At 55.0% G+C, this 20,296-nt stretch carries 19 protein-coding genes; 3 read left to right on the top strand and 16 right to left on the bottom strand.

Features of this window, described 5'->3' with window-relative positions; genetic code table 11:
• Positions 1 to 11: 11 nt before the first annotated feature.
• From serB to pgi, 4 genes are all read right to left on the bottom strand, one after another.
• The gene (gene serB / locus ACT3TY_RS11290; protein ID WP_444628262.1) at positions 12 to 1,217 is read right to left on the bottom strand and encodes a phosphoserine phosphatase SerB; all 1,206 of its coding nucleotides are present in this window, start codon (positions 1,215 to 1,217) and stop codon (positions 12 to 14) included.
• A gap of 3 nt (positions 1,218 to 1,220) precedes the next feature.
• The gene (gene parC, locus ACT3TY_RS11285; RefSeq protein WP_444628261.1) at positions 1,221 to 3,473 is read right to left on the bottom strand and encodes a DNA topoisomerase IV subunit A; all 2,253 of its coding nucleotides are present in this window, start codon (positions 3,471 to 3,473) and stop codon (positions 1,221 to 1,223) included.
• 6 nt (positions 3,474 to 3,479) lie between these two features.
• Positions 3,480 to 5,375, bottom strand: coding sequence for a DNA topoisomerase IV subunit B (gene parE, locus ACT3TY_RS11280; RefSeq protein WP_444628260.1), 1,896 nt, complete (start codon positions 5,373 to 5,375; stop codon positions 3,480 to 3,482).
• Positions 5,376 to 5,533: 158 nt separating this feature from the next.
• Positions 5,534 to 7,231, bottom strand: a complete 1,698-nt coding sequence (gene pgi, locus ACT3TY_RS11275) for a glucose-6-phosphate isomerase (RefSeq protein ID WP_444628258.1) — start codon at positions 7,229 to 7,231, stop codon at positions 5,534 to 5,536.
• Between the two features lie 100 nt (positions 7,232 to 7,331).
• On the opposite strand from pgi, the gene cmoA reads away from it, so the two are divergent.
• Positions 7,332 to 8,075: a carboxy-S-adenosyl-L-methionine synthase CmoA gene (cmoA, locus tag ACT3TY_RS11270; RefSeq protein WP_444628257.1), complete on the top strand. Its 744-nt coding sequence runs from the start codon at positions 7,332 to 7,334 to the stop codon at positions 8,073 to 8,075.
• Positions 8,076 to 9,089 carry a tRNA 5-methoxyuridine(34)/uridine 5-oxyacetic acid(34) synthase CmoB gene (cmoB, locus tag ACT3TY_RS11265; protein WP_444628255.1) on the top strand — a complete coding sequence of 338 codons (1,014 nt, stop codon included), beginning with the start codon at positions 8,076 to 8,078 and terminating at the stop codon, positions 9,087 to 9,089. It begins immediately after the preceding gene.
• A 20-nt stretch (positions 9,090 to 9,109) separates the two neighbouring features.
• Here the strand turns inward: cmoB and ACT3TY_RS11260 are convergent, their stop codons facing one another.
• From ACT3TY_RS11260 to ACT3TY_RS11220, 9 genes are all read right to left on the bottom strand, one after another.
• A complete protein-coding gene (locus ACT3TY_RS11260; RefSeq protein ID WP_087109551.1) occupies positions 9,110 to 9,784 on the bottom strand; it encodes a zinc metallopeptidase in 675 nt (224 codons plus the stop codon).
• A gap of 79 nt (positions 9,785 to 9,863) precedes the next feature.
• Positions 9,864 to 11,003: an App1 family protein gene (locus ACT3TY_RS11255; RefSeq protein WP_444628253.1), complete on the bottom strand. Its 1,140-nt coding sequence runs from the start codon at positions 11,001 to 11,003 to the stop codon at positions 9,864 to 9,866.
• On the bottom strand, positions 11,003 to 11,566 hold the full coding sequence (locus ACT3TY_RS11250) for a type 1 glutamine amidotransferase domain-containing protein (RefSeq protein WP_444628252.1): 564 nt from the start codon (positions 11,564 to 11,566) through the stop codon (positions 11,003 to 11,005). Before ACT3TY_RS11250 ends, ACT3TY_RS11255 begins: the two co-directional genes overlap by 1 nt.
• A 192-nt stretch (positions 11,567 to 11,758) precedes the next feature.
• Complete coding sequence (gene cysN / locus ACT3TY_RS11245; protein WP_444628251.1) at positions 11,759 to 13,186, bottom strand: sulfate adenylyltransferase subunit CysN; 1,428 nt, start codon at positions 13,184 to 13,186, stop codon at positions 11,759 to 11,761.
• The gene (gene cysD, locus ACT3TY_RS11240) at positions 13,186 to 14,148 is read right to left on the bottom strand and encodes a sulfate adenylyltransferase subunit CysD (protein ID WP_444628250.1); all 963 of its coding nucleotides are present in this window, start codon (positions 14,146 to 14,148) and stop codon (positions 13,186 to 13,188) included. The genes cysN and cysD overlap by 1 nt, the downstream gene beginning before the upstream one ends.
• 174 nt (positions 14,149 to 14,322) lie before the next feature.
• Positions 14,323 to 15,057 (bottom strand): metallophosphoesterase, encoded by a 735-nt coding sequence (locus ACT3TY_RS11235; RefSeq protein WP_172116251.1) that lies wholly within the window; start codon positions 15,055 to 15,057, stop codon positions 14,323 to 14,325.
• On the bottom strand, positions 15,057 to 15,503 hold the full coding sequence (locus ACT3TY_RS11230; RefSeq protein WP_172116250.1) for a DUF1249 domain-containing protein: 447 nt from the start codon (positions 15,501 to 15,503) through the stop codon (positions 15,057 to 15,059). Before ACT3TY_RS11230 ends, ACT3TY_RS11235 begins: the two co-directional genes overlap by 1 nt.
• Positions 15,504 to 15,526: 23 nt before the next feature.
• A complete protein-coding gene (locus ACT3TY_RS11225; RefSeq protein ID WP_193053848.1) occupies positions 15,527 to 16,180 on the bottom strand; it encodes an NUDIX domain-containing protein in 654 nt (217 codons plus the stop codon).
• 75 nt (positions 16,181 to 16,255) lie between these two features.
• On the bottom strand, positions 16,256 to 16,900 hold the full coding sequence (locus ACT3TY_RS11220; RefSeq protein WP_193053849.1) for a hypothetical protein: 645 nt from the start codon (positions 16,898 to 16,900) through the stop codon (positions 16,256 to 16,258).
• Between the two features lie 196 nt (positions 16,901 to 17,096).
• Here ACT3TY_RS11220 and greB point away from each other — a divergent pair, with 196 nt between their 5' ends.
• Positions 17,097 to 17,630, top strand: coding sequence for a transcription elongation factor GreB (gene greB, locus ACT3TY_RS11215; protein ID WP_172116247.1), 534 nt, complete (start codon positions 17,097 to 17,099; stop codon positions 17,628 to 17,630).
• Positions 17,631 to 17,643: 13 nt separating this feature from the next.
• On the opposite strand, the gene ACT3TY_RS11210 is transcribed toward greB, so the two are convergent.
• The 3 genes from ACT3TY_RS11210 to ACT3TY_RS11200 form a co-directional block, all read right to left on the bottom strand.
• On the bottom strand, positions 17,644 to 18,372 hold the full coding sequence (locus ACT3TY_RS11210; RefSeq protein ID WP_172116246.1) for an SIMPL domain-containing protein: 729 nt from the start codon (positions 18,370 to 18,372) through the stop codon (positions 17,644 to 17,646).
• Between the two features lie 109 nt (positions 18,373 to 18,481).
• Positions 18,482 to 19,480 carry a methyltransferase gene (locus ACT3TY_RS11205; protein ID WP_444628248.1) on the bottom strand — a complete coding sequence of 333 codons (999 nt, stop codon included), beginning with the start codon at positions 19,478 to 19,480 and terminating at the stop codon, positions 18,482 to 18,484.
• Positions 19,477 to 20,286: a methyltransferase domain-containing protein gene (locus ACT3TY_RS11200; protein ID WP_444628247.1), complete on the bottom strand. Its 810-nt coding sequence runs from the start codon at positions 20,284 to 20,286 to the stop codon at positions 19,477 to 19,479. The genes ACT3TY_RS11205 and ACT3TY_RS11200 overlap by 4 nt, the downstream gene beginning before the upstream one ends.
• Positions 20,287 to 20,296: the final 10 nt, after the last annotated feature.

Genomic DNA, 20,296 nt, shown 5'->3' with positions numbered 1-20,296 from the left:
CCGAAAAGCACTTAATCCATTAGATCCGTTTGGCGATAACCAATCAGATACAGCACGGCATCAATGCCCAGTGTCGAGATCGCCTGACGCGCTTGAGCGCGCACTAACGGCTTGGCTCGAAACGCGATACCCAATCCCGCTTTAGCCAGCATTTTCAGGTCATTGGCGCCATCACCCACCGCAATGGTCTGCTCCAACGTAAAGCCTTCGCGCAGCGCAATCTGCTCCAAAAGCTCTGCCTTGCGCTCCGCATCAACAATCGGCAACGTCACTTCACCAGTGACTTTACCGTTCTCGATCACCAGCTCATTAGCATGAATCTCATCAAAGCCGAGTTTTTCCTGTAAATGGCGGGCAAAATAGGTAAAGCCCCCGGATAGAATCACAGTGCGGTAACCGAAGCGCTTTAAATTAGCCATCAAACGCTCTACACCATCCATTAACGGCAGCTCTTCGGCAATCTTGATCAGCACCGACTCATCCAGGCCTTTCAGCTTGCTCATGCGTTCGCGAAAGCTCTCCTGAAAATCCAGCTCGCCACGCATGGCCCGTTCGGTCACCTCGGCAACCTCATCACCCACCCCGTGGTGCCGGGCCAGCTCATCAATCACTTCAGCTTTGATCAGCGTGGAATCCATATCGAAGCACACAAGGCGGCGATGGCGCCGCCAGATTGAGTCTTCCTGGATGGCGATATCCACGCCATGTTCGCCTCCTAGTGCCAACGCCTTTTCGCGCAGCGCTTCGATATTCGCCTCGTCGCCACGTAACCAGCACTCAACGCAGGCACCGCCGGAAGGCGCGCTACCGTCCAGCGATTCACGCCCAGAAAGCCGGTGAATCAGCTCGACTGTTAACCCAAATTCTGCCGTTAAAATACCGATTTCAGCCAGTATGCCTGCCGGTAAATGCGGCGCCAGCAGTGTCAAAATCAGACGAGGCTGACTTGCCTCATTACTCCAGCGTTGATAATCGCCGGGGTTAACCGTAATCGCCTGAATATCCAGCCCTAGCGCATCGCCCGCCTCACTGAGCGTCGCCTCCAACGCGTTATCGTGTTCAAGCCCCACCAGGGCTTCCAGAGAGAGCATGCCAAACGTCACGCTTTGATTAATATCCAAAAGCTGGGCGTTCGTGCGGGCCAACACTTTTCCAAAGCCCTCTAGCTGACCAGAACGCGCCATACCGGTTGCACGAATTAAACAACGTTTTGTCATGAGTTACTCTCCCGCCTCTAACCGATCAACTTTTTGGAAGCCGCGCGGCAACTTGCTGCCTCGTCGCCCTCTTTCGCCGCGATAATACGCTAAATCATCCGCTTTCAAGGTCAGCTTGCGCTTACCGGCGTGAACCAGCAGTGCGTCGCTTGCCGAGAGAACGGTAACGTCACGTACAAACTCCTCACGTCGGGCGGCTCTCGGGCTGGGAATATCGAGCATTTTGTTGCCTTTACCTTTGGTCATTTCAGGCAACTGCTCAAGCGGGAACAGCAGTAATCGGCCTTCGCTAGACACCGACGCCACCCACAGTTCTTCACCGTCAGGCACTTCGATGGGCGCCATCACGCTACAGCCTTTGGGTATGCTGAGTACCGCTTTGCCGGCTTTATTTTTACCGGTAAGCGCGTCCAAGCGAGCCATAAATCCATAACCACCGTCGCTTGCCAATACAAAGCGCCGTTCGGGTGGGGCAAGCATTAACCCGGCCATTTGTGCCCCTGCCGAGACATTAGCGCGACCGGTCACCGGTTCACCCTGGCCCCGCGCACTGGGCAAGTTATGGGCGGCCAGGGTGTAAGCGCGTCCCGTGTCGTCCAGCAGCACCAGCGACTGATTAGTCTTGCCCCGAGCGGCCAGATGAAAGCTATCACCGGCTTTATAGGACAGTCCTTCGGGATCAATATCGTGCCCTTTAGCAGCACGAATCCAGCCTTTATCAGACAACACTACGGTGACCGGATCAGCCCCCAGCAGCTCAACTTCCGAAAGTGCCTTGGCTTCACTGCGCTCAATCAACGGTGAGCGGCGCTCGTCGCCGTGCTCTTTGCCCGCCGCACGAATCTCTTTTTCTATCAGCGTGGTTAGTTTTGCTTCACTGCCCAGCAAACCCGTAAGGTACTTACGCTCTTTTTCCAGCTCGTCCTGCTCGCCGCGAATTTTCATCTCTTCGAGCTTGGCAAGGTGACGCAGGCGCAGTTCGAGAATCGCTTCAGCCTGGCGCTCCGAGAGACTAAAAGTGGCGATTAGCGAGGCTTTCGGGTCATCTTCCTCACGAATAATCCGGATCACTTCGTCAAGATCCAGATAGGCTGTCAGCAAGCCTTCCAAAATGTGCAGGCGGTCTTCCACCTTGCCCAGGCGGTGCTCCAACCGGCGGCGCACCGTGGTCCGGCGAAAGCGTAGCCACTCGCCCAGCATATCCGTTAGGGGCATGACCCGCGGGCGGCCGTCCAGGCCGATCACGTTCATATTTACCCGCACGTTCTTTTCCAGGTCCGTGGTGGCAAACAGGTGGGCCATCAGCGACTCGACATCCACGCGGCTGGAGCGCGGTTCAATCACTAAGCGCGTTGGCTCTTCATGAGTTGATTCATCACGAAGGTCGGCCACCATCGGCAGTTTTTTCGCCTGCATCTGCGCGGCAATCTGCTCAAGTACCTTGGCACCGCTGACCTGGTACGGCACGGCGGTAATCACGATATTGGCATCTTCGCGGGTATAGCGCGCACGCAGTTTTACCGAACCTCGGCCTGTCTCATAAAGCTTACGCAGGTCGGCTTGGGGCGTGATGATTTCCGCATCCGTAGGAAAGTCCGGCGCGGGTACAAACGCCATCAGGTCGGTCGTGGTCGCCTGTGGGTTGCGCAGCAGATGGCAGGTAGCCTCGACCACTTCGCTAACGTTGTGCGGCGGAATGTCAGTGGCCATGCCTACGGCGATTCCGGTACCGCCATTGAGCAGTACATGGGGCAGCTTGGCAGGCAGTACGAGGGGTTCCTGCATCGTGCCGTCAAAATTGGGCGCCCAGTCGACTGTGCCCTGCCCCAATTCGCCCAACAGCACTTCGGAAAACCTGGAGAGCTTGGCTTCGGTATAGCGCATAGCGGCAAACGATTTAGGGTCGTCTGGACTCCCCCAGTTGCCTTGGCCATCCACCAGTGGGTAGCGATAGCTAAACGACTGCGCCATCAGCACCATGGCTTCGTAACAGGCGCTGTCACCATGGGGGTGAAACTTACCCAATACGTCGCCTACGGTACGCGCTGATTTTTTGTACTTGGCGTTGGCGTGAAGCGCCAACTCACGCATGGCGTAAATGATCCGCCGCTGTACGGGTTTCATACCGTCGCCAATGTTAGGCAGCGCACGGTCTAGAATGACGTACATCGAGTAGTCGAGGTACGCTTTTTCGGTATAGTCGCGCAAGGAGAGACGTTCGACATCGCCTTCCGCTACCTGAATATCCATGCTCATCGGGGGTTATACCTCAATGTCTGCGAGGTTGCCGTAATCTTCCAGCCACTTCTTGCGGTCACTGGCGCGCTTCTTGGCGAGCAGCATATCCATCATTTCCATGGTGCCGTCGCCCTCTTCCAGCGTTAGCTGTACCAGGCGACGGGTTTCGACCGCCATGGTAGTTTCTCGCAGCTGTAGCGGGTTCATTTCACCCAAGCCCTTAAAGCGCTGTACATTCGGAGTGCCGCGTTTTTTTGCCAGCTGTTTGAGAACGGCATTTTTTTCGCTCTCATCGAGTGCATAGTGGACCTCTTTACCTAAATCGATGCGGTAAAGGGGTGGCATGGCGACAAACACATGGCCTGCATCCACTAGTGCGGGGAAATGACGTACAAACAGCGCACACAGCAGCGTGGCAATATGCAGGCCGTCGGAGTCCGCATCCGCAAGAATACAAATCTTGTGGTAGCGCAGCTTTTCGAGATTCGCGCTACTGGGGTCCGCGCCAATGGCAACGGCGATGTCGTGAACTTCCTGAGAGCCGTAAATGTCGTGGGTCTCGACTTCCCAGGTATTCAAAATCTTACCGCGCAGCGGCAGGATTGCTTGGGTTTCACGGTTACGTGCCTGCTTGGCGCTGCCCCCGGCCGAGTCGCCCTCGACCAGAAACAACTCGCTGAGCGATGGGTCCTGGCCTGAGCAGTCCGCCAGCTTACCCGGCAGTGCAGGGCCTGACGTCACCTTTTTACGGGCTATCTTCTTGGCCTTTTTCTGGCGATGCTGGGCGGCGTTGATCACTAGCTCAGCCAACTGCTCGGCTTGATCGATATGATGGTTTAGCCACAGCGAGAATGCATCCTTCACTACCCCGGATACAAAACCTGCAATAGTGCGTGATGACAGCCGCTCTTTGGTTTGCCCAGCAAACTGAGGGTCGAGCATTTTCACCGAGAGCACGAAAGAGACGCGCTCCCAAAGATCATCGGCGGTGAGTTTGATGCCGCGCGGCAGCAGGCTACGATATTCACAAAACTCGCGCAGTGCATCCAGCAGTCCTGATCGAAAACCGTTAACGTGAGTGCCACCTTGCGGCGTGGGGATCAAGTTAACGTAGCTTTCTAGCAGCGATTCACCGCCTTCCGGCAGCCATTGAATAGCCCAATCCACACCGTGCTCGTCGTCACTAAAGTGACCAACAAACGGCTCATTAGGCAGCACTTCATAACCATCGGTGGCTTCGGCTAAATAGTCGCGCAGGCCATCAGCATAGGCCCATTCCGTCGTTGTTCCATCTGGCTCAATCAGCGTAACGGCAAGCCCTGGGCAGAGTACCGCTTTGGCGCGCAGTAGATGTTTAAGCTTTGAAACGGCCAGTTTGGGGCTGTCGAAATAGCTTTCATCCGGCCAAAAACGCACCAGGGTTCCGGTAGCACGTTTCGCAGCCTTGCCGATTTCATGCAGATTTTCGACTTTTTCGCCGTGCTCAAAGGCAATCGCATGACGCGCGCCGTCACGAGTCACTTCTACTTCCAAGCGCCGTGAAAGCGCGTTGACGACCGAGACGCCAACGCCGTGAAGGCCACCGGAAAACCGATAGCTTGAAGAGGAGAACTTACCGCCAGAGTGCAGCTTGGTAAGAATCAGCTCCACCCCTGAAACGCCGTGCTCGGGGTGAAGGTCAATCGGCATACCTCGGCCGTCATCCTGAACCTCGATGCCCCCATCGCTGTGCAACATGACACGAATAAAAGAGGCGTGGCCCGCCAGCGCTTCATCGACGCTGTTATCAATCACTTCTTGGGCCAGGTGATTGGGCCGTGAGGTATCGGTGTACATACCGGGACGCTTACGTACCGGCTCGAGCCCTGACAGGACTTCGATAGAACTCGCGCCGTACTGAGAGGCATCAAACTGGGTCATGTAACGTCGGTTCCTGAAGGGTAAAGCTGGCAGCCGCCTGTGACTCGTACAGGCAGCCGACAAAGATTGCTAGAATAGCAAAAAGCTGTATATCCAGCCATATCTAATACATGGCAGGAAAAGTGGAAGCACGCTTTTTTCATAGACGCCAGAGGCAGTTACCCATCCTGCTCTGCCGCCCAAAACGCCTCGATCAATCCGCGGCTGGAGGCATCCATGCGCGTAATGTCGCCCTGCCCATCGATAATGCCCTGGGTATCGGTCGCGATCTGCTTGCCAAGCTCCACCCCCCACTGATCGAACGGGTTGATATCCCAGATAACGGCTTGAACAAAGACCTTATGTTCGTAAAGAGCGATTAACGCCCCTAGCGTGGTCGGCGTTAGCTTATCAAGCAATACAGTGGTCGATGGCTGGTTGCCACGGTAGCGTTTGTGCTCAGGACGGGGGCCATCATCTTCTAACGCGTCATCGCCCAGCATCAGAACGCGAGACTGGGCGAAGCAGTTAGCAAGCGCCAGCCGGTGCTGCGCTTTGAGATGGCGGCGGGTATCTGGGTCTTCTACCTCATCGTAACGCTTGAGCGGGGCGATAAAGTCACACACAACCGACTGAGTGCCCTGGTGAAGCAGTTGATAAAACGCGTGCTGGGCATTGGGGCCCAGCTGCCCCCACAGTACCGGGCAGGTTGAATAGTTGACTGCCTGGCCTTGGCGGGTAACCGACTTGCCGTTGGACTCCATTTCCAATTGCTCAAGGTAGGCAGCAAAATATTCCAACCGGCCATCGTAAGGCAGAATCGAATGGGCGCGGATATCCAGAAAATTAACATTCCAGATGCCAGCCAGAGCCAGCAGCACGGGCAAATTATCTTCCATGGGCGCTTCACTGAAGTGACGGTCCATCGCATGGGCACCGGCTAACAGTTCGCGAAAGTGGGCCATACCCACGACCAGCGAAATCGGCAAGCCAATCGTGCCCCAAAGCGAATAGCGCCCGCCTACCCACTCCCAGAATTTAAGCTGGTGGTCTGGCGCAATGCCCCACTCGCTCATTTTCTCGGGACTGGCCGACACGCCAATAAAGTGTTGGCGCACAATGAGTTCAGCGCTTACCGGTGGAGCGCTAACAAAATCACTATGCTGAGTTAAACGGCCCAACAGCCAGTCTCTGGCCGTATTGGCATTGGAAAGTGTATCAATGGTGGTAAACGACTTGGAGGAAAGCACAAAGAGGGTCGTTTCCGGATTTAGGCGCCCTAAATAATCGGCCAGCTGCGAGCCATCCATGGTGGAGGCAAAATGCACCTCAACAGGATGAATATTGTCAGGCCGATAATCGGCCAGCGCGTGGGTCACCATCAACGGCCCTAAATCCGAGCCGCCGACGCCCAAATTCACCACATGGCGAATGGGCTTTCCCGTGGCTCCTCGCCACTGTCCGGCGTGCAAACGGCACACCAGGCGCTCCATTTGCGCCAGGCTTTCCTGCACCCCGGCGACAATATCTTCCCCTTCAACGTTCAGCGTTGCATCGGCCGGTAAACGCAGCGCTGTGTGCAAGGCTGGGCGGTTCTCACTAACGTTAACCCGCTTGCCGCTTAACAAAGCATCAATGGCGCTGGGCACACCCGCATCGTGCGCCAGCGCTAACAGGTGCTCAAGCGTATCGTCGTCCCAGCGCTGCTTGGAAAGATCCAGCGTCAGGCCCGCCTCATGGCGGGTAAAATGCGTCCATCGGCTGCTCTCCGAGCCAAATAGCGTTTTTAAATGGACGCCTTTGAGTTCATCGGCATGCTGTTTTAATGCCTGCCACGCGGGCAGTTTATCGGGGGTGGCGCGTGATGCTGAGGCCATTTGCCGTCTCCTGTGGCGTCGAACCATGCAGCTCGGGTCTGTTCTGGTCAAATCAGGGCGCGTAAACTACTCCCCCCTTTTGATGATTCCCGGCTTGCCAATGAGTAATGCATCTTACCGTGACGCTATCTTTTCGACACCCCTTGATCGAGTGGCGCGCTTCTCGTTCGATGAACAGGTAGTGGCTTGTTTTCCCGACATGGTCCGTCGCTCTATACCAGGCTACGGCCAAATCCTGGGCATGCTGGGCCTGATTGCCCAGCGTCACCTTCGCCATGGCGGCCACGTGTATGACCTGGGCTGCTCGCTCGGCGCCTCAGGCTTGGCGCTTGCGGGTGCACTCGCCCCTGACGCGTTTCGCTATACCGGCGTCGATTTATCACCAGCGATGGTATCGCGTGCTCGCCAGACCTTCACCGAAGAGTGCCCTGAACATGCCATGAGCGTGGAAGAAGCCGACATTCGCACGCTCGAGTATGCGCCATCCGGCATGATCATTCTTAACTTTACGCTGCAGTTTTTGCCACCGGCTGACCGGGATGCCCTGTTAAGGCGGCTGTTTGACGCGCTCGAGCCTGGCGGCGTGCTGGTTTTATCGGAAAAAACCGTTGACGTCGATGAGCGGGATAATGCCTGGCGAGTAGAGCGCTATCATGACTTCAAACGCGCCAATGGTTACAGCGATATGGAAATCAGCCAAAAGCGCACCGCACTTGAAAACGTGTTGGTGCCCGATACGCTGGATGCGCTGCATCAGCGCTTACAGCAGGCAGGCTTCCCACGTACGGTAACGTGGTTTCAATACCTGAACTTTGCCTCTGTCATTGCGTTTAAGGAGAGTTAAGTGGAACTCCCTGATGACCACCGCGCACTTTATCAGGCGTTTTTAGACCAGGGCTTAACGACCTGGCTGGCTAAATTACCCGAGCAGCTGGCCAGAGGGCTTGACCGCCAACGTCATGGCGACCTACCCGCCTGGGAAAAGGCCGTTGCCAAACTGCCGGCCTTACCGGCCGAGCGCCACGTTCAACTGGACAGCGATACGCTAACGGTGGAGCTTGCGCTCAGCGATAGCCAGCAACGCCAATGCTTTAATCTACTGCGTAAGCTGGCTCCGTGGCGCAAAGGACCTTTTCAGCTGGGCGGCATTGATATCGACACCGAATGGCGCTCTGATTGGAAATGGCAGCGCGTGGCACCTCATTTAGCGCCCCTGAAATACCGCAAGGTGTTGGATGTAGGCGGCGGCAGCGGCTATCACGCCTGGCGGATGACGGGCGCTGGAGCGGCCTTCGTGCTGGTGATTGACCCTTCACCACGCTTTTACTGGCAGTTCCAAGCAGTGCGCCACTTTGTGGGCGATGCCGATGGCGGACGCACTCAGTTCCTTCCCGTGGGTATCGAGGATGTACCGGAGAACCTCGGCTTTTTCGATACGGTGTTCTCCATGGGCGTGCTGTACCACCGCGCCTCCCCTTTCGAGCACCTTCAGCAACTGAAAGCGGCCCTGGCGCCGGGTGGCGAGCTGGTACTGGAAACGCTGGTGGTGGAAGGCGACGAGCAAACGGTCTTTGTGCCCGGCGAGCGTTACGCCGCGATGCCTAATGTTTATTTTCTGCCCTCATCAAAAGCACTTTGCCACTGGCTTACCCGTTGCGGCTTTACCAATATTCGCGTGGTCGATGAAGCAGTCACGACACTGGAGGAGCAGCGCTCCACCGAGTGGATGACCTATCAATCCTTGGCCGACTTTTTAGACCCCAATGATTGTACCCGCACTCTTGAAGGCTACCCGGCGCCGCAGCGGGCAGTGATTATTGCCAATAAGCCGGAACAGGCTGTAAAAACAGTTATTTAAGCCAGCACAGTCGTTAGCGTTTAGCGGCGCAAGATCACCAGCCAGCGGCCCAGGTTCAACATGCTGGCAAGTGAAGCCGCAACATAGGTGAACGCACAAGCGGTAAGCACATGCCGAGCGCCCGGCATGTCGTAGGGTGGCACGTACTCTTTTAAAAGCGGCAGTGCGCGGTTGAAGCTGGCATCAAACTCCACCGGCAGCGTGACCAGATGCACTAGGGCGGCGGTACCAAAGCTGATCACCGCCATGCCAATGACTAACGCCAAACCGCCCGGCACGCGCGTCAACAAGAATAAAAACGGCGCGGCCATCATTAGAATCGCGCCCATTTTTTCTGCCTTTTGGGCAACACCTACCAAGCGGCTGCGTGCCAGCAGTGGCGCATAGCCCTGGTGATGCTGCAACGCATGGCCTACTTCATGGGCGGCAACGGTGACCGCCGTTAACGAGCAGCCATCATAATGGTCAGGCGAAAGGCGCACACAGCGCGTCTCTGGGTCGTAATGATCGCCGAATTCGGTACGCTCAACGGGAACGTCTTTAATCCCCAGACGCCGTAGCAAATGCTCGGCAAGCTCAGCGCCGGTGCCAGGGTAGTCATTACGTCCTCGCATATGGCGCTTTAGCACCCACTTTGCCCATACATTGGGCAGTATAAATACCGCGAGTAACAGCACGACGAATAGAACGACCATGATGACTTAACACTCACTAGGAGAAAACAGGGAAAGGGTTCGTTTTATCATGGCCGGGCTAGCAACAACAGTGTTGAGGCTAGACTTCCCCTTGGGCTTCACGACGCTCTTCTTCGCGATGCGCTTTTACATCGCGCTCGACCGCTTCCAGGCCCCGCGCTGAAATATCGTCATTGGCGTGGGCGTGCTCAGCAATCAATACACTGTCGGGGGCGAGCACCAAGTCGCACTCGGAATTGACCAGTTCATCTCGAAGCCGTTGAATGGCCTTTTCGCGCTCAGGGTCTTTATCCACGCGGCGGATATAAATCGCCTTGATGCGCCCAGGATAGGCTTTCACGATCTCGGCATACACTTCCGGGTCGTGCTGTCCGCTATCGCCAATCAGGATGCACGGTAGCTCATCAAACAGCGTCAACATTCGATCAATTAACAGGCGCTTGTGAGCTTCGGCGCGACGCGGCCAGGGGTGACGCAGCGAAATTCCCCACTCGCGTAGAAACAGGATCGGCCCCACCGGAATCCGGTTAAGCTGAAAGAACGTTTCGAGCATTTCATAAATAGCCCATGGCCCGCGGGATACATACAAAATAGGTCGCTCGCCCTTCTCACTTTCGCCCCGGTGCAGCGCCTGATAAAGCGAGGCAACGCCTGGAAACGCCGTACGCCGGTGCGGTTTACGCACAAACAGGCGATAGAGCATCTTTAGCTTTTCGGCAACGCCGGTAAACATGACCGTGTCATCAATATCGCTAATAATCAGCAGGTCTGTTTCCGGTGGCGGTACGTATACCTCAACATTAGTACGTACAGGCGACTGGTTTTCCGCATGCACCCTAATATCCGCTCGATGCCAGGACACATCGATAGGCAGCGAATGGGTAATCGGAAGGTGCGCATCAAAATAACCGTCCCGGTCGGTTGTCAGGGACAGTTCGTTTTCACCAATACGAATATCGACCTGGGCACCGGCCAAGCCCCGTCGAAAAATGCGGCGCGCTACATCAGCTGTGTCACGCAGCATCCCCCGGCGTGGGATTGCGCGGCCAAGAGCGGCTTGGCGGAATACCCGCCCCATCAAAAACACTTCACTGGACGAACCGTAACCACGGTAAGGATGAACGACCATCCCCCCGCGGCCACGATCTCGCTTCATCGGTTTTGCAACCGTGTGGACAAGCCTTTTAACAAAGCTTGCCCACGGGCTCAACCATGACATTAGGCGTGTTGACCTGAGTGGCGTTCTTCTTGCAGCTCTTCAAGGAGCTTGGCATTGAACGCTTCCAGGTCTTTGGGGGTACGGCTAGTGACCAAGGCGTTATCGCATACCACCGCTTCATCTACCCAGTTGGCACCGGCGTTACGTAAATCCTGGGCAACGCTTGCCACCGAGGTCATCTTGCGGCTATCCACAACGCCTGCATTAATGAGGATCCATGGCGCATGACAGATAGCGGCTACCGGCTTACCCGCTTGGAAGAATTCTTTTACGAAGCTAAGCGCGTCCTCGTTCATGCGCAGCTCATCGGGGTTGAACAAGCCGCCAGGCAGTACCAGGGCGTGATAATCAGATTCATTGACATCTGCTAGCGCTTTATCAGCCGAATATGTATCACCCCAATTAGCTTCTGCCCAGGCACGGATATCGTTGCCTTCAGGTGTCACGATATCAACATCAACACCGGCATTTTTGAGTGCGTCACGTGGTGAACTCAGCTCAGATTCCTCAAAGCCATCGGCCGCCACAATAGCGACGCGTTTACCCTTTAGTGTTTGGTTCATCATGCTCTCCTTTTCGTGATGAGGCGTGCGTGAAAACGCTTTATCAGTGTGGCGTATCTTGGGAGAGCGTCAAGCGAGCCGACCGCTAGATTAGAGATGTTTGATTTAAGTAGATATAAAAAAGCCCGCTTAATCAAAGCGGGCTAACCTGTTGATAAAGACTATTGGTAAAGACTATTGATAAAAAATGATTTAGCGTTTGAGCAATTGACTAATATCGTTGGCTTCCCAGTGCGGAAAGTGCTTGCGTACCAGCGCATTAAGGTCTTTCTCAAACGCTGACCAGTCCGTGGTGGGCGCTTCAGCAGCACCTGGTAATCCCGCTTCACGAATCATTCCCGCCCCCACCGTTACGTTGGTCAGCCGATCGACAATAATAAAGCTTCCCGTTTTAGGGCTAACCCGATAATTATCGATGGGTACGGTGGCGGTAAGCTCGATATCACAACGGGCAATCGCATTGAGGTTTAACGCCTGCGCTGTGTGCTTTTCAAGCGTATTAACATCAATTTGATAGTCAATAGCACTGACCTGCCCGGAAAGATCGCGGGTGGCGAGTTTAAAGTCGTAAAGCTTACCAAGGGTTAGTGGGTCTTCATGCATCCAGACCACATCAGCGGTAAACCGGTTGGAAAGCGGCACATCCTCATCGGCACTTACTAGCCAGTCGCCACGAGAAATATCGATCTCGTCTTCAAGCGTCACGGTAATCGCTTGGCCTGGATAGGCTTCGCTTAAATCGCCCTCAAAAGTGACGACTCTCGCCACGGTAGAGGTTTTACCCGAAGGCAGCGCTTTTACCGCTTGGCCGGGGCGTAAGATGCCGGCGGCCAGCGTCCCGCAGTAACCACGAAAATCCAGGTTCGGCCGATTGACATACTGTACGGGCAAACGCAGATCCGTCAGGTTGTCGTCTTGGCTGATTTCGGTATTTTCGAGTAGTTCGATCAGTGTCTCGCCGCGATACCACGGCGTGTGCTCGCTACGGTTAACGACGTTATCGCCGTTGAGCGCCGACATGGGCACAAACTGGATATCGTCCACCTGCAAATTCGTTGCAAACGCGCGGTACTCTGCCTTGATTTCCTCAAAGCGCTGCTCGGAAAAGCCCACTAAATCCATTTTATTGACAGCAATTACCAAGTGCTGAATGCCCAACAAGTCAGCAATAAAGCTATGCCGACGCGTTTGGGTTTGCACGCCATAGCGAGCGTCGATAAGGATAATCGCAAGGCTTGCCGTAGAAGCACCGGTGGCCATATTACGTGTGTACTGCTCATGGCCTGGCGTATCGGCAATGATAAATTTGCGCTTATCCGTCGAGAAGAACCGATAGGCGACATCAATAGTAATGCCCTGCTCACGCTCGGACTGCAGACCGTCTACCAATAGCGCCAAGTCAACCGTATCACCCGTGGTACCGCTGGTTTTGGACGCTTGTGTAATCGCCGCTAGCTGATCTTCAAAAATCATTTTGGAGTCGTGCAGCAAGCGGCCGATCAGGGTCGACTTGCCGTCGTCGACACTGCCACAGGTAATAAAACGCAGCAGGTCTTTGTTTTCATGCTCGTGCAGGTACTGCTCGATGTTATCGGCGATTAAATTAGACTGGTGAGACATTAGAAATAGCCCTCGCGCTTTTTCTTCTCCATCGAACCCACTTGGTCGCGATCAATGGCGCGGCCACTGCGCTCACTGGTGCGGGTCAGCAGCATTTCCTGGATAATTTCCGGCAACGTTGCCGCTTCAGACTCCACTGCGCCGGTTAGCGGGTAGCACCCAAGCGTTCTGAAACGCACCGACTTCTCTTCAGGCACTTCACCTGGCGCTAGCGGCAAACGATCGTCGTCTACCATCACCTGCATGCCGTCGCGCTCAACCACTGGGCGCTTGGCTGCGTAGTACAGCGGCACAATCGGGATAGACTCCAGATAGATGTACTGCCAGATATCCAGTTCCGTCCAGTTGGAAAGCGGGAACACACGAATCGACTCACCCTTGTTGACCCTGGCGTTATACATGTTCCAGAGCTCAGGACGCTGATTTTTGGGATCCCAACGGTGGTATTTGTCGCGGAAAGAGTAGACGCGCTCCTTGGCCCGAGAGGCTTCCTCATCGCGCCGGGCACCGCCAAACGCAGCATCAAAACCATGCTTGTCCAGCGCCTGCTTGAGCGCTTGGGTTTTCATGATATCGGTATATTTGGCACTGCCATGCTCGAACGGGTTGATATTCGCCTCTCGCCCCTCTTCGTTGGTGTGCACGATCAGTTTCATGCCTGCCTCGGAAGCCATGCGATCACGAAACTCGATCATTTCCCGGAATTTCCAAGTGGTATCCACGTGCATCAGTGGAAACGGCGGGGTACCGGGATAAAATGCCTTCCGCGCCAGGTGCAGCATCACCGAAGAGTCTTTGCCGATCGAATACATCATAACCGGGTTACTGAACTCAGCCGCCACTTCACGAATGATATGGATGGACTCGGCTTCAAGCTGTTTTAAATGAGTGAGACGCGCGGCGCTAAGTGCGCTGGGCACCTCACGCCGGGGCGTCGAAGAGAGCGGGGAGAACTGAGTCATGGTCTGCTACCTCACAAAACAAGCCAATTTTTATAAGCTTGCAGTACACGCTGAATTAAAACGTTATACGTTCGATTGTGGGTAGAGTAACGCCGAGTCAATAATAACCCAAAAGAATTAATAACTATCTTTTTATTCTTTTATCGCCTAACGAACATAAAAAACATGATATCGCTATACGTCAACGCGCTCGACCCAGGTATCCCACTGCTCACCGCTAAGGTTTATCACTCGGTAACCAGGCCGTGAGGCTTCATCAATCGTAAATTCATCAGCGCCCGGCATAAACTGATCAGACATGGCTGGGCAGCCGTAAACACTCACTGAACCTGCCGCTGTTTCAATGTGCTGCGCATACGCTTGGTGAGCGTGACCAAACAGCACGACTTTCACCTGAGGATAAGCGCTTAAAACCTGCCAAAACGCTTCACGATCTTGTAGGCCGATAGCATCCATCCAGTCAGCGCCAACATCCACCGGTGGATGGTGCATGGCAATCAGCGTGGGGCGGTCATCCTCTTCCAAACGTGTCGTTAATGCCATCAACTGTTCGCTGCCCAGCTCGCCGAAGGGTTGGCCCGGCACTTGGGTATTGAGCAGCAGCAGACGCCACTGCTGCAAATCTACCTCGTCAAGCAGCGGATGCTCGGCGCACATGAATGCTACCTGGTCGTGATTGCCCGGGAGCCAAAACCACGGGCAAGGAAGGTCAGCCAACGCCTCCTTGGCCAGTGTATAGGAAGCGGCCGTTTCATCCTGACTGATGTCTCCCGTCACAACGATAACGTCCGGACGTTCAGCCGCTGCTGCCGCGAGAACACGTTGAAAATGCAGCCAAGGAACCCCCGCACGCGAACGTGTAGTAACATCAGCATGCAAGTGAGCATCGGTAATCTGTACAAGGCGCATTAGCGCATCTCCGGTAAATCGCAAGTATGACCATGGGCTAGTCCATGCGCTAACCATTCGCCTAAAAAGCGGTTTAACTGGAGCTTTTCATCAGGCTGATGCATCTGCGCATTAGGATATCGATAGCGGCCACTAAAGTGGCGCTGACGCTGAAAATCCGTCACTTCCGCCATACGCACGTCATGGTAAAGGTGCACGCGCATGCGCGGGCCGTCCATAACTGAATCCAACGGACCGCTTTGAGTGACCGCCACCATGGTGGTGTAAGGGGCATGTTCCAATACGGTCAGTTGCAAATCGCCAAAGTACTGCTCGTCACTGCTTAAGGCGATCTCTCGGCGCTGGCCACTCTCCATATCGCCCACCAGGCGTAATAACCGCAGGTAGTTGGCGCTGCACTCCCCCTGGAGCGACTTTAAATCGGTGACATAGGCTGTTCTTGCCATGAACACTCCTCGTGGTTTTCACTTTACGTGAGCGCTCGTTGGGATGCCGCGCGCAACGAAGCACGCTGACCAGCTAGCCAGTGCAATCCAATCAAACACATGGCGTTGTCGAGTCTTCCCTGTATCAAGAGTTCCCACGCGGTCGGAAAAGACACCACGTGAACACGAATATCTTCATGCTCCTCATCAAGGCCATGAATACCGCCCATACCTTGAGTATCAACCAGCCCACAAAAAAGCGTTACGCGTTCGTTGCACGCGCCAGGGCTTGGGTAGTACGTATGCATTAGCGTTAACGGGCCTACCACGCAGCCCGACTCTTCCAGCGCTTCGCGCCGGGCAACCTCTTCGAGTGATTCATCTTGTTCAACCAACCCTGCAACCAGCTCTAGCTTCCAGGGCGAAACGGGATCATCGAAAGCGCCAGCACGAAACTGCTCCACCAGCACAAGCGCATCCCGTGCAGGGTCGTAAAGCAATACGCCTACCGCATCGCGACGGTGGTGCACTTCGCGATGCATGGGCTTGCTCCAACCACCTTCAAAAAGCCGGTGGCGTAGTTCCATGGCTTCCAAGCGAAAAAAGCCCTGATGAAGCGTTTTACGCTCAATCAGCTCTATATCGTCACGGCCAAAAGGCGGTGTTTCTAATGATGAAGTTTTAGCATTGAATGCCATGCGGCACTCCCAGTAATCACAATTACCCCATTATCAATGCTTGCTACCGGGAATGCCAACCTGGCCTGGGCGGGGTTACAGACGGTTTAGCATGGCTTGGGCATCGCGGCGTAACGCTTCATCGGAGAGTTCACGCTGCGCTCGTGGAGTACCGTTCACCGCGCGTTCAGCGTGCTCGCGGGCAGCGGCGGTGTCCCCTTCATCAAGCAGGAACGCGGCGTAATAGTAGTTGACGTCGATACCTTCAGGGCGAATCTCAACGGCACGCTGAAACATTTGCTGAGCTTTTTCACTGCTTCCAAAGCTAATTGGGCGCCCAGGTACGTTGTCGTAAAGTGCGCCCAGTGTGACGTAGGCAGAACCGTTTCCTCCTTGCGGATCAAGCGCAATGGCCTGTTCAAGCGCATCACGTGCATCACCAGCAATACCCAACGCGCCTAAACCACCACGTTCACGCGCATAAGAAGCCAGAATAATGCCCTGCCAAATCAGAAGCTCCGGCTGATCCGGGTTTTCGCTGGCCAACGTCGTGACTTCATTGGACAAAACGTCCAACGTGCCTTCACGCTGGTTAGCTGGCAAGTCGCTCACCGTATGTTCCCAACGGTTCTTCAAGGAGAACAGTTCGTTTTCATAGGCCAAAGCCGTTAAGGGTAACAGCATTAGCGTGCTGCCAAGCGCTGCGGTCATTATCAAACGAGAAAACGGTCGTGTGCGCATTATTATCTCCTGAGTTGTTTTTATATCGACATATAGACGCTGCGTTGTTAAGCGCTAATCAGCCTATTCTCACAATGTAACGAACGTTTGATTGATTCGCTAGCCGCGAGTGATGTCGCTGTGCTTTTGTTTACTTTCTCTTTACCCTACAGTCGTCTTTAACCAGCGCTATCTTTAACCAGATGAGAGTCCCTTAATGAAAGGTCGTAACATGACCCGCTGGCGCGATCCGGCAAAAGATCCGCGCCAGGCGCCCAAAAGCAATTTGATTACCGCCGAGGGCGCCGCGCGTTTACGCGGAATTTTGGATCACTTATCCAGAGTCAAACGCCCCGCACTCTCAACAAAAGTAGGCGAAGCCGCTGCGCTTGGCGACCGTAGTGAAAACGCTGATTACACTTACAACAAGAAAGAGCTGAACCGTGTGATTGCGCGGATTCGCTATTTGACCCTACGTCTGGATGAGCTGCAGGTGGTTGATCGACTACCCGCAGACACCAACAAGATATTTTTTGGGGCATTTGTCGAGCTGGAGGATGAAGATGGCGAAGCGCTTAGCATACGGATTGTAGGACACGACGAAATCGATACCCAAAAGCGCTGGATCAGTATTGATGCGCCCATGGCCAAGGCACTTCTCGGCAAAGGGGTCGATGACGATGTAGAAGTGCTTACTCCGAATGGGAAGGTGTTCTACACCGTTACTGCGATCCGCTATGCCTCGCTTTAGTGCATGGGGCTTCCTAATCTTTTAAGGCATAGTCGATAGTCGTCACCACTCGGACACGCTTGATATGCGGGGTGTAGCTGTCCAAATCATCAATCGAGAAATAGCCTTGGGTTGCCTGGCGGATCTGCCCTACCTGACTCCCGGAGTCTTCTGCAAACTGCTGGGCGGCATTACGCGCGTCAGCAGTCGCCTCGGCAATCATCTCAGGCTTGATCGCCTCCAAGCCGGTAAATAGAAACTCGGTTTGGTACTCGTAACTTGGCGAGAGCAAAACCCCTTGACGTACCAGCGACGAGGTCCCTGGCATTGCCTGCATCACGCCCTCAACATCCGGCGAACGCAGCAGCAACGTGGCCTCAGCGCGGTAACGCTCATCAGGACGCTGTCCACCATAGAGATTACTAAACTGGTCGGTAATTCTGGGGGGTGTTGTGCTGATATGCCCGAGTTCAAATCCCTGAGACTCCAAAAAGCGACGAACCGCCTGGTCATTATTGGAAAGCTGCTGCTCCAGGTCGCTTAAGCTATTAGCGCTCACGCTGTAGTTAAATGGCCATAGCACCAAATCGGCCGCCACCTCACGCTCGGCCAAACCACGCACGGTGACATTGCGCGAAGACTGCTGCCACACGTCGGCCGCCTGTTTGATGTAGCTACCACCTCCGACCAACCCCAGCGCCAGCAGCCCACCTAGCACAACCGCACTACCCAATATCACGATGCTTCTACTGCTTTTAACCATCGTCTCTACCCCGCACAACGTTCATTAAACTGCCCAATGCCTATCAGCATCATAGCCGTGAAATGGGAGTGCGTCGGTAGTTGAATATGGTTAGTGTGAGGAAATAGTGTCAGCTACGCTGGCTACGGTAGACTCGAAACCGCCGATTATCAGCAAGCGTTTCAAAGCTGCCAAAAGCCTCGGTGAGAAGGTCCGGATAAGGCAAGAACACATTGGCGACCATGATGAGACGCCCATGGTTAGCAAGATGCTTAGGCGCTTGGCGAATCAAGCGTTGGCTGGGCCCGTAGCTTACGTCTCGCTCTTGATGAAACGGCGGGTTACTAATAATAAAATCGTAGGTTTCGCTTTCCAATGCGCTATACACATCGCTTTGCAAAGCGTGCCCATTAACCTGATTAGCCTCTAGCGTGCGATGCGTTGCCTCTACAGCAAAAGCGCTGACATCCACGGCGGTTACCGCATGACCCCGCTTGGCAAGCCAGGCGCTAATAATGCCATCGCCACAGCCCATATCGAGAATACGTTGAGGCGCTTTAGGCAGCTCTTTTTCCAGACTGTCCAATAGTAGCAGCGTGCCTTCATCTACCTTGCCATGACCAAAAACGCCGGGATGGCTAACCAGCGTTAAGCCCAAAGCATCAAAGCGCTGCCAAGCGTCTTCCAGGGTATTCTCAAGCGCGATGGTGCGTGTGGCAAAGAGGGAACAGCGCCGCGCGTTATCGCGCTTGTCACAAATCATCCCCCGCTCTGCGAGTACGTTAGGCACACGTTTCACGCCACCACTGTGCTCACCGACAATCTCAATGGCCGTGCCCATGGGTAGCACGCTGCATAGCCACTCAAGCCACCAAATGCCTAGCTGATGCGCTTTAGGCCAGAACAACACTATCTCGCCGTGGGGAACGGCATTTTCAGGCAGCGCGAAGGGGCTAAACGCTCCCTTATCGGCAGCTTGCCACTCGCTTAGCACACCAAGATCCCCACTGATAACGCCTGCGGATTGCGCGATTAACCAGGCATCAACCGGTGGCGCTACGACCATAAGTGCCGTGTAGTCATCCTGTTGACGTTCCAGCAGCTGGCAGGCAGGTGATTGGGCACTCATTGGGAAGTCTCCGGTTTAATCAACGTGTAGAGTAAATAACGACCCAGCCGCCAGTGCGGGTCTTGTTGGCAGTACGTCTTTTCGAGCGCCAGCAGCGTTTCACGCTCTTTGTCGCTGGCGGGTGGCAGGCGTAGGTAATCCTGAAACACACGGATACCCGCAACGCTTGCCACTTCAAGACTGTTTTCCGCCCCCCACTCAACTACCTCAGCATGGGTGACCGGCGAAATAGGCGTTAAGCGCTGCCGCTTGCCCATGCCTTCCAAACGATCACTTAGCGCCTTTTCCAGATTGCCTTTCACCGCGTTGGAAAAGCGCAGCGCATCGCGGTTAAACACCATCAGGCTCAACTGCCCGCCGGGCGCGAGCAGGCTTGCCAGGCTAGCCATCGCTGAGCGCGGGTCGCCCAACCACTCAAGCACCGCATGGCAGGTAATCAATGGCCAAGGGCCCGGCGCTTGCTGGCGTAAATCCTGAAGCGGGGCATGCACGTAGGCCATCGCCTCGCTAGGCAGCCGTTTAGCTTCACTGTGCCAATGCTTGGCATACGTAAGCATATCCAGCGAGGGCTCGGCCATGGTGACCGGGTGCTGGCGTTCGGCAAACCACGCCGCCTGCTGACCTAACCCGCCGCCGACATCCAGTACGGGCTGCTGAGTTAGTTCAAGCATTTGCGGCAGCAAGTAATCCAGCATCGCCAAGCGCAGCTCGCCGCGAGGCGCCTGGTAAAGCGAGCGTGAAAACTTGTCGACCAGACCGTCAAAGTAGCGGTCTCCAGCGTCGTTTAATTCATAGGTTGGATGCATGCATAAGGCC

The sequence above is a fragment of the Halomonas sp. AOP22-C1-8 genome (assembly GCF_052378905.1).
In the GTDB taxonomy this organism is placed as follows: domain Bacteria; phylum Pseudomonadota; class Gammaproteobacteria; order Pseudomonadales; family Halomonadaceae; genus Vreelandella; species Vreelandella citrativorans.
The sequence above is the reverse complement of the archived record's forward strand: the minus strand, read 5'-3'. Positions and strand labels throughout refer to the sequence as shown.

What these genes read in the sequence shown, in the direction of transcription:
- serB (WP_444628262.1), bottom strand. Translation starts at nt 1,217, where the DNA reads ATGACAAAACGTTGTTTAATTCGTGCAACCGGTATGGCGCGTTCTGGT.
- parC (WP_444628261.1), bottom strand. Translation starts at nt 3,473, where the DNA reads ATGAGCATGGATATTCAGGTAGCGGAAGGCGATGTCGAACGTCTCTCC.
- parE (WP_444628260.1), bottom strand. Translation starts at nt 5,375, where the DNA reads ATGACCCAGTTTGATGCCTCTCAGTACGGCGCGAGTTCTATCGAAGTC.
- pgi (WP_444628258.1), bottom strand. Translation starts at nt 7,231, where the DNA reads ATGGCCTCAGCATCACGCGCCACCCCCGATAAACTGCCCGCGTGGCAG.
- cmoA (WP_444628257.1), top strand. Translation starts at nt 7,332, where the DNA reads ATGAGTAATGCATCTTACCGTGACGCTATCTTTTCGACACCCCTTGAT.
- ACT3TY_RS11260 (WP_087109551.1), bottom strand. Translation starts at nt 9,784, where the DNA reads ATGGTCGTTCTATTCGTCGTGCTGTTACTCGCGGTATTTATACTGCCC.
- ACT3TY_RS11255 (WP_444628253.1), bottom strand. Translation starts at nt 11,003, where the DNA reads ATGTCATGGTTGAGCCCGTGGGCAAGCTTTGTTAAAAGGCTTGTCCAC.
- ACT3TY_RS11250 (WP_444628252.1), bottom strand. Translation starts at nt 11,566, where the DNA reads ATGAACCAAACACTAAAGGGTAAACGCGTCGCTATTGTGGCGGCCGAT.
- cysN (WP_444628251.1), bottom strand. Translation starts at nt 13,186, where the DNA reads ATGTCTCACCAGTCTAATTTAATCGCCGATAACATCGAGCAGTACCTG.
- cysD (WP_444628250.1), bottom strand. Translation starts at nt 14,148, where the DNA reads ATGACTCAGTTCTCCCCGCTCTCTTCGACGCCCCGGCGTGAGGTGCCC.
- ACT3TY_RS11235 (WP_172116251.1), bottom strand. Translation starts at nt 15,057, where the DNA reads ATGCGCCTTGTACAGATTACCGATGCTCACTTGCATGCTGATGTTACT.
- ACT3TY_RS11230 (WP_172116250.1), bottom strand. Translation starts at nt 15,503, where the DNA reads ATGGCAAGAACAGCCTATGTCACCGATTTAAAGTCGCTCCAGGGGGAG.
- ACT3TY_RS11225 (WP_193053848.1), bottom strand. Translation starts at nt 16,180, where the DNA reads ATGGCATTCAATGCTAAAACTTCATCATTAGAAACACCGCCTTTTGGC.
- ACT3TY_RS11220 (WP_193053849.1), bottom strand. Translation starts at nt 16,900, where the DNA reads ATGCGCACACGACCGTTTTCTCGTTTGATAATGACCGCAGCGCTTGGC.
- greB (WP_172116247.1), top strand. Translation starts at nt 17,097, where the DNA reads ATGAAAGGTCGTAACATGACCCGCTGGCGCGATCCGGCAAAAGATCCG.
- ACT3TY_RS11210 (WP_172116246.1), bottom strand. Translation starts at nt 18,372, where the DNA reads ATGGTTAAAAGCAGTAGAAGCATCGTGATATTGGGTAGTGCGGTTGTG.
- ACT3TY_RS11205 (WP_444628248.1), bottom strand. Translation starts at nt 19,480, where the DNA reads ATGAGTGCCCAATCACCTGCCTGCCAGCTGCTGGAACGTCAACAGGAT.
- ACT3TY_RS11200 (WP_444628247.1), bottom strand. Translation starts at nt 20,286, where the DNA reads ATGCATCCAACCTATGAATTAAACGACGCTGGAGACCGCTACTTTGAC.